The following is a 12,314-nucleotide window of genomic DNA, read 5'->3' on the forward strand; positions in this document are numbered from 1 at the left end:
GTTACAGCGTCCGCGCGATTTCCTTGATATCAAAGAATTCGAGTTGATCGCCTTCCTTGATGTCGTTGTAGTTCTTGAGCTTGATACCGCACTCGAAGCCTTCCTTGACGTCCTTGACGTCGTCCTTGAGGCGCTTGATCGAGTCGACTTCGCCCGTGTAGACCACCACGTTGTCGCGCAGCAGGCGGAAGCGTGCATTGCGATGGACCATGCCCGAGGTGATGTACGAACCGGCAATCGTACCGATCTTGGTCGCCACGAACACCGTGCGGATCTCGGCCGTACCGATGATCTCTTCGCGCTGCTCGGGAGCCAGCATGCCCGACATGGCCACGCGCAACTCGTCCACAGCGTCATAGATGATGCTGTAGTAGTGCAGATCGACGCCATTGCTCTCGGCCAGCTTGCGTGCACCGGCATCGGCACGCACGTTGAAACCGATCACGATGGCCTTGGAGGCGATCGCCAGGTTGATGTCCGACTCGCTGATGGCGCCCACTGCGGCGTACACCAGCTGCACCTTGACTTCGTCGGTCGAGAGCTTGAGCAGCGACTGCGACAGCGCTTCCTGCGAACCCTGCACGTCGGACTTGACGATGATGGGCAGCATCTTCACTTCGCCTGCCGTCATGTCGGCAAACATGTTCTCGAGCTTCGCAGCCTGCTGCTTGGCCAGCTTGGTGTTGCGGAACTTGCCGGCACGGTAGGTGGCGATTTCGCGGGCACGGCGTTCGTCCGTGAGCACCATGAATTCGTCGCCGGCCTGGGGCACTTCGGTCAAGCCCTGGATTTCCACCGGGATCGATGGGCCTGCGGTCTTGGCGGTCTTGCCGTTTTCGTCCAGCATGGCGCGCACGCGGCCATAGGTCTGGCCTGCCAGCACCACATCGCCGACCTTGAGCGTACCGGACTGCACCAGCACCGTGGCCACAGGGCCGCGGCCCTTGTCCAGTTGGGCTTCGATCACCAGGCCCTTGGCCAGCGAGTCGACCGGGGCCTTCAGTTCCAGCACTTCGGCCTGCAGCAGCACCTGTTCGAGCAGGTCGTCAATGCCCTGGCCGGTCTTGGCCGACACCGAGACGAATGGCGATTCGCCACCGTACTCTTCCGGCACGACGGACTCGACCACCAGCTCCTGCTTGACGCGGTCGGCGTTGGCATCGGGCTTGTCGATCTTGTTGACCGCCACCACGATGGGAACACCAGCCGCCTTGGCGTGCTTGATGGCTTCCTTGGTCTGGGGCATGACGCCGTCGTCCGCTGCCACCACCAGGATCACGATGTCGGTGGCCTGTGCACCACGGGCACGCATGGCGGTGAACGCCTCGTGGCCAGGGGTGTCCAGGAACGAGATCATGCCGCGTGGCGTTTCCACGTGGTAGGCACCGATGTGCTGCGTGATGCCGCCGGCTTCGCCCGAGGCGACCTTGGCACGACGGATGTAGTCGAGCAGCGAGGTCTTGCCATGGTCCACGTGGCCCATGACGGTGACCACAGGTGCGCGTGGCAGCAGTTCGACGTCCTTTTGCAAGGTGTCGTCGTCGGTGAAGGCTTCCGGATCGTCCAGAGCAGCCACCACGGCCTTGTGGCCCATTTCTTCCACCATGATCATGGCGGTGTCCTGGTCCAGCGGCTGGTTGATGGTGACCATCTGGCCCATCTTCATCAGGGCCTTGATGACTTCATTGGCCTTGATCGACATCTTGTGCGCCAGCTCGGCCACCGTGATGGTTTCGGGCACGTGCACTTCGATGATGCGCGCCTCCACCGGAGCGGATTGCTGGTGGTGGTCGTCACGGTGGTCGCGGTCATTGCCACGGCGGCCACGCGGGCCTCCGCGCCAGTTGTTGCGCCCCACACCCCCGCTGCTGTCGCCGCGGGTCTTGATTTCCTTCTTCTTGGCCGTGTCGCCCGCCCAGCTGGAGGACAGCTTGGCCGACTTCACTTCCTTGCCGGCAGCCGCGCCAGGCGCTGCCGCCGTGGCAGGTGCGCCGGGGCGTGCCGGGCCGGTGCCCGTGCCCACTGCGGGCTTGTGCAGCGTGCCCTTCTTGGCATCGCCGGCCAGCGCGGGCTTGGCCACGGGCTTGGGTTCTTCGGGCTTCTTGGCCACCATGACCGCCTTCTTGGGCGTGGCCATCATGGAGCGGATGGCGGCTGCCTCGGCTTCGGCCTTGCGGCGGCGTGCGTCGAGGTCGGCGGCGCGGGCCACTTCCTCGTCGGAGCGGGCCTTGGACTCGGCTGCAGCCTTTTCACGGGCTTCGGTCTGGGCAGCGTTGCGCGCGGCGGCCTCGGCGGCCTGCTCACGCGTGGCTTCCTGTTTGACGGCAGAGGCCTGGGCCTTCTTCTCGGCTTCCTGAGCGGCGTAGGCGGTGGCGCGCTCTTCGGCTTCGCGCTCACGCTGTTCGCGGGCTTCGCGCTCGGCACGCTTTTCGGCGAGCTCGGTTTCCTGGCGGCGGATCAGCTCGGCCTGGCGGCGTGCTTCTTCCTCGCGGCGCGTCAGCTCGAGTTCTTCGCTCGAGATGGGGGCCTCTTCCACCACGGCATCTTCGGACTCGACAGAGCCCTCCACGCCATCATCGCGCTTGATGAAGGTGCGCTTCTTGCGCACTTCCACCTGGATCGTGCGCGCCTTGCCCGTGGCATCGGCCTGCTTGATCTCGCTGGTGGACTTCTTCGTCAGCGTGATCTTCTTGCGATCAACCGCAGCGGTGCCGTGGCTGTTTTGCAGGTACACGAGCAGTTTTTGCTTGTCGGACTCGGTCAACGCGTCCGATGGGGCGGCCTTGCCCACGCCGGCAGCCTTGAGCTGGTCGAGCAGGGTTTCAGGCGATTTTTTGAGTTCGGTTGCAAACTCGGCGACAGTATTACTGGACATATGTGGTTCGTGCCTCCCTGACCCTTACTCTTGCTGCCCCGCGAACCAGTGTTCGCGCGCCTTCATGATCAAGGCTTTGGCATCGTCTGCAGACTGTCCGGTCAGGTCGGTCAGCTCATCAATGGCCAGATCGGCCAGGTCGTCACGTGTGTGCACACCGCCTTCGGCCAATTTTGCAATCAGCTCCGGGTTAAGGCCTTCGAGGTCGCGCAGGTCTTGGGAGACCTCTTCCACGCTTTCCTCACGGGCGATTTCCATGGTGAGCAGCGCATCCTTGGCACGGGCACGCAGCTCATTGACGGTGTCTTCGTCGAAGCTTTCGATTTCCAGCATTTCCTGCAGCGGCACATAGGCCACTTCTTCCAAGCTGGCGAAACCTTCGGAGATCAGGATGTCGGCGATTTCCTCGTCCACATCGAGCTTTTCCATGAACAGCTTGCGGGCCGTGTCGGACTCGTTGGCCTGCTTTTGCGCCGATTCGGCGGCGTCCATGATGTTGATCTTCCAGCCGGTCAGGTCGGACGCCAGGCGCACGTTCTGACCGCCGCGGCCGATGGCGATGGCGAGGTTTTCCTCGTCCACCACCACGTCCATGGCGTGCTTTTCCTCGTCCACCACGATGGAGGAGACGTTGGCAGGGGCCAGCGCACCGATCACGAACTGGGCCGGGTCTTCGGACCACAGCACGATGTCCACGCGCTCGCCGGCGAGTTCGTTGGTCACCGCATTCACGCGGGTGCCACGCACGCCGACGCAGGTGCCGATGGGGTCCACGCGCTTGTCGTGCGAGAGCACGGCGATCTTGGCGCGCGAGCCGGAGTCACGGGCGCAGCTCTTGATCTCCAGCAGGCCCTGCTCGATCTCGGGCACTTCCTGGCGGAACAGCTCGATCATGAACTCGGGCGCCGAGCGCGACAGGATGATGGGCGCGCCGCGCAGCGTCAGGTCCACTTCCATGATCATGGCGCGCACACGGTCACCGCTGCGCAGGTTTTCCTTGGAGATCATCTCGCTGCGGCGCAGGCGGCCTTCCACGCGACCGGACTCGACAATGATGTCGCCCTTGTCCATGCGCTTGACGGTGCCGGTGAAGATGCGCTCGCCGCGCGACATGAAGTCGTTGAGCAGCATTTCGCGCTCCGCGTCGCGGATCTTCTGCAGGATGACCTGCTTGGCCGCCATGGCGCCAATGCGGCCGATAGGCACGGAGTCGACGCCTTCTTCGATGTACTCGCCGACTTCGATGTCGGCAATGCGATCTTTCGCATCCATCAGCAGCTCTTCGGCTTCAGGATTTTGCAGGCCCGCATCATCAGGCACCACCAGCCAGCGGCGGAAAGTCTCATAGTTGCCGCTGTCGCGATCGACGGACACGCGAATGTCCACCTCGCCCTGGTACAGCTTCTTGGTAGCCTGGGCCAGGGCCGCTTCCACGGCGCCCAGGACCACGTCCAGCTCCACGTTCTTTTCGCGCGAAATGGCCTCAACCAACATCAACAATTCGCGATTCATGCGACGACTCTCCTAGTTCAATCACCCGATAAGCAAAGGCTGCACGCGGCGGCCATCTGCCCAATTCATTCAGCAGCCTGCTTGCAGCTCAGGCGGGCTCGACCCCTGGCTTGTTGCTACGCCCCTTGAAATCCACGATCGGCGCCAGGCGCACGTCCCGTGTTTCATCCAGGGTGAAGCCCAGCGCCTGCAACGGGGCGGGCACGCGCTTCTTGCTGATTCTTTGACCTGGCTTGGCAGCGGGCTCTTCGCTCCAGACGATCTGCCAGCCCCCTGCCTCGGCCCGCTCCAGCGTGCCGCGAAATTTCTTGCGCGTGGCGTTCACCTGCCCCGCTCCTGCCGCGCCGATGGGCGCCCTCAATGTGATGTCGATGATCGAGCCTTCGAAACGCACGAAGTCCTGCTCGTGGCGCAAGGGTCGATCGATTCCGGGAGAAGACACTTCCAGGCGCTTGTATTCAACGCCGTCGACCTCCAGCGCAAACTGCAGCTGGCGGGTGACCTTCTCGCAATCTTCGACCGTGACGTACTGCTCGGCGGCCGGCGCGGGTGCATCGGCGGCAGGCTGTACCCAGGGCAAGTCGATGGTGATGCGCAGCAGACCACCAGCGGAGCGTTCGATCTCCACCAGGTCATACCCCAGGCCAATCACAATTTGTTCAACGACTTGCTGCAGTGCCACGTGTTCTATTCAATCCCGGAAAAACAAAAAACCCGATAACCCCCAGAGGCTTCGAGCTCCAAAAGCAAACGACCAAAAAAAACGGGCGGTTGGTACCCGCCCGCTTGGTCGTGAGAAATGTATTGTAGCCCGTAAAGCGTTGATTTGCCAAGCTGCGGGGCCACGAGCACGCCGCAAACAGCCTGCATGTGCGGCAGAACAACGCCCGGCGCGGGTTTGCGCGGAAAAACGCCTTTGCCAACCCCTGTTCGCTACGGCAGTGACAGCGGCTGCAGCAGCTCGGCGAGGTCGCTTTCGGTGAAAAGCGGCTGCTTTCGCCCTGCTGCACCCTGGTAGAGGCTGGTCGCCAACTGGGCCTTCTTTTCCTGCAGGGCCAGGATGCGCTCTTCGATGGTGCCGCGCGCCACCAGCTTGACCACCCACACGCTTTGCGTCTGGCCGATGCGGTGGGCGCGGTCGGTGGCCTGGGCCTCCACGGCGGGGTTCCACCAGGGGTCGTAGTGGATCACGGTGTCGGCCTGGGGCAGGTTCAGCCCCACCCCGCCGGCCTTCAGGCTGATGAGGAACAGCGGCACCTCGCCGCTGGTGAACCGGTCGATGATGGCGTCGCGCTTCTGGCTCTGGCCCGTGAGCTTGACCCAGGGCAGGCCGTGTTTGGACAGCTCGGCCTCGATCAGCGCCAGCATGCTCGTGAACTGCGAGAACAGCAGGATGCGCCGCCCTTCGGCCAGCATCTCGGGCAGCATTTCCATCAGTTGCGCGAGCTTGGCCGAGGTGTGCACCTTGCGCGCCGCCTCCAGCGGCACGAGCTGCGGGTCGCAGCACACCTGGCGCAGCTTGAGCAGCGCGTCGAGGATGGTGATCTGCGAGCGCGCCAGGCCCTTGGCCTGCAGCGCCTCGCGCACGGTCTTTTCCATGCCCAGGCGGATGGTCTCGTACAGGTCTGCCTGGCCGCCCGAGAGGTCCACCGGCATCACGGTCTCGATCTTGGGCGGCAGCTCATGCGCCACCACCGACTTGGCCCGGCGCAGCATGAAGGGGGTGATGCGCGCGCGCAGCTGCGCCAGCCGCTCGGTGCTGCCCTGGCGCTCGATGGGGTTGCGAAACAGGTCGCGAAAGCGCTGCTGGCTGCCCAGAAAGCCCGGCATGAGGAAGTGGAACAGGCTCCAGATCTCGCCCAGGTGGTTCTCCATGGGCGTGCCCGACAGGCACAGCCGGTGGTTGGCCTGCAACTGCGCCACCACCTGCGCGGCGTTGGTGGTGGCGTTCTTGATGTTCTGCGCCTCGTCGAGCACGACGATGTGCCAGCGCGCCTCCAGCCAGCGCTCGCGGTCGCGCTGCAGCAGCGAATAGGGGGCGATCACCAGGTCGTGCTCGGCCATGGATTCGGCCAGGGCGTGGCGCTCCTTGCCGTGCAGCACCACGCTGCGCAGGCCCGGGGTGAAGCGCGCGGCCTCGCGCTCCCAGTTGCCCATCAGGCTCACGGGCGCCACGATGAGCGCGGGCTGCACCAGGCGGCCGGCATCCTTCTCGACCTGGATGTGCGCCAGTGTCTGCAAGGTCTTGCCCAGGCCCATGTCGTCGGCCAGCACGCCCGCCAGGCCATTGGCACGCAGGAACTGCAGCCAGTTGAGCCCCTGCTGCTGGTACGGCCGCAGCTGCGCCTGCACTCCCGCAGGCACCGGCACCTCGGGCAGCTGGCCCTGCCCCTGCAGTTGCTGCACCAGGGCGTGCAGGCTGGCCGCCCCCTCCCATGCCACGCCATCGCCCAGCGAGGCGCTGGTGCGCAGCGCCTCCAGGCGCGACAGGCGCAGGCTTTCGCCCGAAAAATCGTGTGCGCGGTCGCCCGCCAGGTCAAGCAGCGCCGCCAGCCAGGGCTTCAGGGTGTCGGTGGGCAGGCGCACGAAGCCATGGCCGCTGGGCGCCGGAAGGTACAGAAACGGAGGCAGCGCCAGCCCCTTGGCACCGCCACCGGGCTCGGCGGGGTCGGGCGCTGCCGATGCAGCCGCCGCGATCAGGTCGGGCAGCCAGGGCAGGATGTTGTGGCGCTGGCCATCGATCTCGATGCCCAGCGACAGCTCGAACCAGGGGGACGGATTGGGCTCGCCGCCATCGCCGCGTGCGCCTGCACCGCCACCTGGCTCTGCGCCATCCGCATCGTCGTCCAGCCCGAATGCATCGTCTTCCTCGGCGCCCGCAGCCCCCTCTGGGCCCAGGTGCACATGGATGGTCTGCGCGTGCGTGATCCAGCCATCGAGCTCGGGCGCCACGGTGAGCACAAAGCCTGCGTCGCGCAGCGCAGCGAAGCCTTCATCGGCCCAGAGCATCCAGGCGCCCTGCGGACGCTCGCCCGGGATGCCGAACAAACCCTCGTCCACGCCCAGCAGGCCCAGGTCCATGAGGCGCGAGACGGCGTCGATCTCGGCACGGCCATCGCGCTGCAGCAGCACCTTGCCGCCTTCACCGTCCAGGCCGTCCACCAGCACCGACAGGGGCTGTCCCACCCACCAGCCCACGTGGCCCAGGTAGTCGAAGCGCAACTGCGCCGTGATGAGCCCCATGTAGGCTACCCCGGCCGCCGGTGTCGGCGCCAGGTGCAGGCGCGCCACGGGGGGCACGCCGTCGAGCCGGGTCAAGCCCTGCAGCAAGGGCGGCAGCGGCACGGGGCCCAGGCGCCGGGCCACGTCGGCCTGGTATTTTTGCAGCGCGGCAGCACTCAGGGTGGGCGCGTGCAGCAGCACCTCCAGCTGCGCGGGCTCCATGCCCGGGGCATGCGCCAGACCGCACAGGCCGGCGGCGGCATCGAGGTACATCGGCGGGTTGTTATGGCACAGCGTGGCGCCCGCCTGGGGCAGGCGCGCCTGCAACGCCCAGCCGCTGTCCTGCGCCTGTGCGCCTGCCGCACCGCCCGAGACGGCCTGCCAGGCCCACTCGATGGGCAACAGCTCGCCCCACCGCAGGGGCGCCCCCACCGTGGAGCCGCCCGCATCGGCGAACAGGCGCCCGGTGCTGGCGGCCTGCTGCACGGCCAGCAGGCCGATCTGCCCCTCCAGCACCGCGCAGGGCGCGCCACTGTAGGCGGAGTAATAGTTCTGGTGGCGCGGCAACGCCCGCAGCAGCTGCAGCACCTGGCGGTCGGTGTCGCCGGCGCGGTCAAACACCGCCTGGCCCTTGCCCGGCTGGGTGCGCACCAACTTGGGCTTGGCCCAGCCGCCGGTGACCTTGGGGTAGGACACCACGGCCTCCAGCTGCAGCAGCGGTGCCGCCCGCGGCGCCCCCACCACGGACAACAGGTAGACATATTGCTCAGGGCGATCCACCGCGCCGCCGGTACCTGCTGGCGCATCGCCATCGGCAAGGCCTGCGGCCTTGTCCAGCGCCAGCAGCCAGTTCATGAGACGCGCCTCCGACTCCATGCGGTGCACCTCGGCCATGCGCTGCTGCACGTCGCTGCGGGCGGGCGGCGGGCGGTTCAACCCGGCTGCGGGCGCGGAAAGGCCCCTGGCGCGGTCGGATTCGCTCGGCCCCTGGCGCGCCGCCTGGTGCATGAGCGCCACGCCGTGCTTGCACTGCAGGCCCACGGGGCAACTGCACTGGCTGCGCCAGTAGTCCACCGCTCCATCGGGCATGAGCGCCATCGAGACGGACAGTTGGTAAGGCGCCAGCTGAGTGCCCTGCACGTCGCCTTCGAGGCGCCAGTGGTCGCCCTGGGCGCTGACGGCCAGCCGCCGCACCGCACGCGCCTTGAACAGCGCCGTGCCCCGCGCCCACACACCATCGTCGCACAGCGCACGCAATGACTCAGGCTCGAACCAGAACTCCAGGGACATGGAAAAATTCAATACACAACCAGGGGGCCGACAGGGGCTATCGGAGGAAGCCGACAGCGGCTATCGATTCATGGTACTGCACAAACTGCTATTCAAAAAATAGCAGACCAGAACCCCCACCTGCCCCATGGAGGTGGCCGCCAGTGCAGTGTTTCATGCTTGATGGCACAAATAAAAAGGGCGGATTTTTGGTCCTGGAAAGGCGCAAACCACAGCGATACCGGGCGTATCGCGAGGATTTGCAACGCGGCCAGGGCCGAAAAGACGACTTTTTATGTGCCAGATAGCGTGAAACACTGCACTAGACCCCTACCTCAGCCCCCGCGTGCTGCGCGCACGCGCTCAAACACCTCTTGCGCATCACCGCCCGCCGCTGGCCCGCCCTGCTCCGCCTGCAGACTGGAGAGCAGCCGCGCCAGCACAGGGGCCTGGGGCAGCAGAGGGCCCAGAAAGCGCGCACTCGCGCCATCGGCGATCAGCAGGGTGGGAAAGGTCTCCACGTCCAGGTCGCCCGCCAGTTCGGACTCATCCTCGATGTCCACCCACTCGAAACGCACATCCGGGTGGGCCAGGGCCAGGGTGTCGAAGATGGCACGGTAGTCGCGGCAGGTGCCGCACCAGTTGGCGCACAGGCACACGGCCCACCAGCCCCCGGAGGTGCTGGCGGTGGGCGTGGCGTTGGGCAAGGCGGCCGGGCTGTGCATCTGCGAAATCCTTCAGGGCTGTGGCGTGCCACTGTACAACGGCTTGGGGCAGGCTGCAGGCACAACACGGGCAGCCGGCAGAGGCAGAATGCCCGCTGAGGGCCTGTATGCACGGCATCCATGCACGCCACGCGGGTGCTGGACGACAATCCACGCATCCCGCACACCCACGCACCACCGCACCCATGAGCCATCGCCCCGACACCCTTGCGCTGAACATGCCGATCCCCAGCGGCGACCAACTCAAGGCCGCGCGCACGGCCGCCGGATTGAGCCAGGCGCAGGCGGCAGAGCTGCTGGGCTATCCGCTGCAGACCGGCAGCCGGGGCGGCCTGCAGTCACGCACCTGGCAGGCCCTGGAGAGCACTAGCGACGAGCGCAGCATGCAGGGCCCGGTGTTCGCCATGTTCCTGCTGCTCACGGGCCAGCACCCCGAGTTCCGACTGGAACGCAAGCTGCCGGCAGGCAGTGTGAAAGACACAGCGACCGACGGCGAGGAAGCCATTTCCCCCGAGTAGAGGCGCCGCGCCGCCCAACCGCTCGATCAGTCCACCTTGATGTTGGCGGCCTTGATCACCTGGGCCCATTTCTCGACCTCGGCCTTCTGGAAGGCGGCGATCTGCCCCACGTTCAGGTCGGCCGGCTCCATGCCGAAGCCTGCCAGGCGCTTTTGCATGTCCGGCTGCCCGAGGATCTTGCGGATCTCGTCGTGCAGGCGGCCCACCACCGGCGCGGGCGTGCCGGCGGGCACGAAGATGGCCTGCCAGGACTGGACCTGGAAGTCCTCAAGGCCCTTGATGCCGGACTCCGCCACCGTGGGCACGTCGGGCATGGACGCCAGGCGCTTGGGCGAGGTCACGGCAATCGCACGCAGCTTGCCGCTTTGCACGTGGGGAGCCGCCACCACGGTGGTGTCGAACATCATGTCGACCTGGCCGCCAATGACGTCCTGGATCGCCGGGCCGCTGCCCTTGTAGGGGATGTGCGTGAATTTCACGCCCGACCTGAAGCCCAGCAGTTCCACAGCCAGGTGCTGCGAGCTGCCCGTGCCGGCCGAGGCGGAGGACAGGCCGCCCTCCTTGGCCTTTGCGGCGGCCAGCACATCCTTGAGCGTCTTGTAGGGGCTGTTGGCCGCCACCACCAGCACCACCGGGTTGGTGCCGATCAAGGTCACAGGGCTGAAGGACTTGATGGCGTCGTAACCCAGCTTGGGATACAGGCTGGCATTGATAGCGTGCGAACTCACGGTGCCGCCCAGCAAGGTGTAGCCGTCGGGCGCCGCGCGCGCCACCACCTCCGAGCCCACGCTGCCCGCAGCGCCGGCCTTGTTCTCGACCACCACGGTGGTGCCCAGGGCCGTGCCCAGTTGCTGGCCGATCATGCGGCCCAGCGTGTCGGTGGTGCCGCCTGCGGCAAAGGGCACCACGTAACTGATGGTCTTGCCCGTGGGCCAGGTGCCCTGGGCAGCGGCGGGCAGGCCGGCGAGGCCGCAGGCTGCGGCCAGGGCTGCCGTGTGGATGAGGGTTCTGCGTTGCATGGCGGTTGTCTCCTGATGGTGAAGCGGATGAAAAGCGGTTTTCAGGGGAAGTCGACGATCTCGACCCAGTTGGGGTTCTTGCCGGCGGGCACGCGGGTGGGCGCGCCCGGGATGCCCGTGGCCGCATCGATGGGGTGCAGCGAGAGGCTGTGCGACTCCTGCCCTGCGGCAATCAGGAAGCGGCCCGAGGAATCCACCGCAAAGCCGCGCGGCGATTTTTCGGTGGGCACCTGACCCAGCGGCTGCAACTGGCCCGTGGAGGCGTCGACGCGAAAGCTGCTGATCGTGCTCGACGTGCGCTCGGATGCGTACAGCGTGCGGCCGTCGGGCGACAGGTGCAGGTCGGCCGCCCAGGGCTTGCCGGCAAAGCCGGCGGGCAGCGCCGTGGTGCGCTGCACGGACCGCAGGGTTCCGCGCGCGGCGTCGTAGGCCATCACGTGCACGGCGGCATCGAGCTCGTTGAGCACATACATGTGGCGCTGCGCACGGTCCCAGACGAAGTGGCGCGGGCCCGATTTCTCGGGCACAACGGTGGTCAGCGCCGGCTCGTGGGCCGTGAGCCGCCCGGTCTCGGCATCGAAGCGCCAGGCCGAAAGGTTGTCGCCCCCCAGGCTGGTGGCGAACACATGGCGGTTGGCCGCGTCGGCATGGATGGCGTGCGCATGGGGTGCCGTGGGGATGAGCTGCTGCACGGCGCCCACGGCGCCGTCCTTGCCGATGGAGTTGACCGTGATCTTGTGGCCCGGGTACGAGGCGGCGAACAGCCACCGGCCCGTGGCATCGGTGTCGATATTGGCCATACTGTCGGCCAGCGGCGCCTCGCCCAGCTTGCGCAGCTTTCCGCTGGCGGGGTCGATGGCCAGGCTGACCACCCGGAACGGCTGGGAGCGCAGCGCCACATAGAGCACGCGCTTGTCCGGGCTGACCGCCAGGGGCATGGCCATGCCGGCCAGGGGCACCGTCTCCACGGGCTTGAGCGTGCCGGCACTGCGGTCGAGCTCCAGCACGGACAGATCCTGGCTGTCGGCATTGGACACATACACCCAGGTAGCGGCCGTTGCCGCAGAGCACGCACCCAGCCACAGGGCGCTGGCAGCCAGGGGCAGCGCCAGGCCGCGCCAATGAATTACACGGGTCATCAGTATTTCCTTTCAAACGGGGTCCGCACAGACAG

8 protein-coding genes are annotated in these 12,314 nt (G+C 66.5%); 1 reads left to right on the top strand and 7 read right to left on the bottom strand.

Annotated elements, in window-relative coordinates:
- Position 1 precedes the first annotated feature (1 nt).
- The 5 genes from infB to QYL93_RS09435 all read right to left on the bottom strand — a co-directional run bounded on the left by infB (position 2) and on the right by QYL93_RS09435 (position 9,603).
- Positions 2–2,875, bottom strand: coding sequence for a translation initiation factor IF-2 (gene infB / locus QYL93_RS09415; protein WP_305743404.1), 2,874 nt, complete (start codon positions 2,873–2,875; stop codon positions 2–4).
- A gap of 24 nt (positions 2,876–2,899) precedes the next feature.
- Complete coding sequence (nusA, locus tag QYL93_RS09420; protein WP_305743405.1) at positions 2,900–4,387, bottom strand: transcription termination factor NusA; 1,488 nt, start codon at positions 4,385–4,387, stop codon at positions 2,900–2,902.
- An 88-nt stretch (positions 4,388–4,475) separates the two neighbouring features.
- Positions 4,476–5,069, bottom strand: coding sequence for a ribosome maturation factor RimP (gene rimP, locus QYL93_RS09425; protein WP_305743406.1), 594 nt, complete (start codon positions 5,067–5,069; stop codon positions 4,476–4,478).
- 251 nt (positions 5,070–5,320) lie between these two features.
- Positions 5,321–8,899 (bottom strand): DEAD/DEAH box helicase, encoded by a 3,579-nt coding sequence (locus tag QYL93_RS09430; RefSeq protein WP_305743407.1) that lies wholly within the window; start codon positions 8,897–8,899, stop codon positions 5,321–5,323.
- Between the two features lie 314 nt (positions 8,900–9,213).
- On the bottom strand, positions 9,214–9,603 hold the full coding sequence (locus QYL93_RS09435; RefSeq protein ID WP_305743408.1) for a thioredoxin family protein: 390 nt from the start codon (positions 9,601–9,603) through the stop codon (positions 9,214–9,216).
- Positions 9,604–9,788: 185 nt separating this feature from the next.
- Between QYL93_RS09435 and QYL93_RS09440 the strand changes: the two genes are divergently transcribed.
- Positions 9,789–10,121, top strand: coding sequence for a DNA-binding transcriptional regulator (locus QYL93_RS09440; protein ID WP_305743409.1), 333 nt, complete (start codon positions 9,789–9,791; stop codon positions 10,119–10,121).
- Positions 10,122–10,147: 26 nt separating this feature from the next.
- On the opposite strand, the gene QYL93_RS09445 is transcribed toward QYL93_RS09440, so the two are convergent.
- Both QYL93_RS09445 and QYL93_RS09450 read right to left on the bottom strand, forming a co-directional pair.
- On the bottom strand, positions 10,148–11,140 hold the full coding sequence (locus QYL93_RS09445; protein ID WP_305743410.1) for a tripartite tricarboxylate transporter substrate binding protein: 993 nt from the start codon (positions 11,138–11,140) through the stop codon (positions 10,148–10,150).
- 41 nt (positions 11,141–11,181) lie between these two features.
- The gene (locus QYL93_RS09450) at positions 11,182–12,279 is read right to left on the bottom strand and encodes a beta-propeller fold lactonase family protein (protein ID WP_305743411.1); all 1,098 of its coding nucleotides are present in this window, start codon (positions 12,277–12,279) and stop codon (positions 11,182–11,184) included.
- Positions 12,280–12,314: the final 35 nt, after the last annotated feature.

The organism is Acidovorax sp. A1169, assembly GCF_030704685.1.
Taxonomy (GTDB): domain Bacteria; phylum Pseudomonadota; class Gammaproteobacteria; order Burkholderiales; family Burkholderiaceae_C; genus Acidovorax.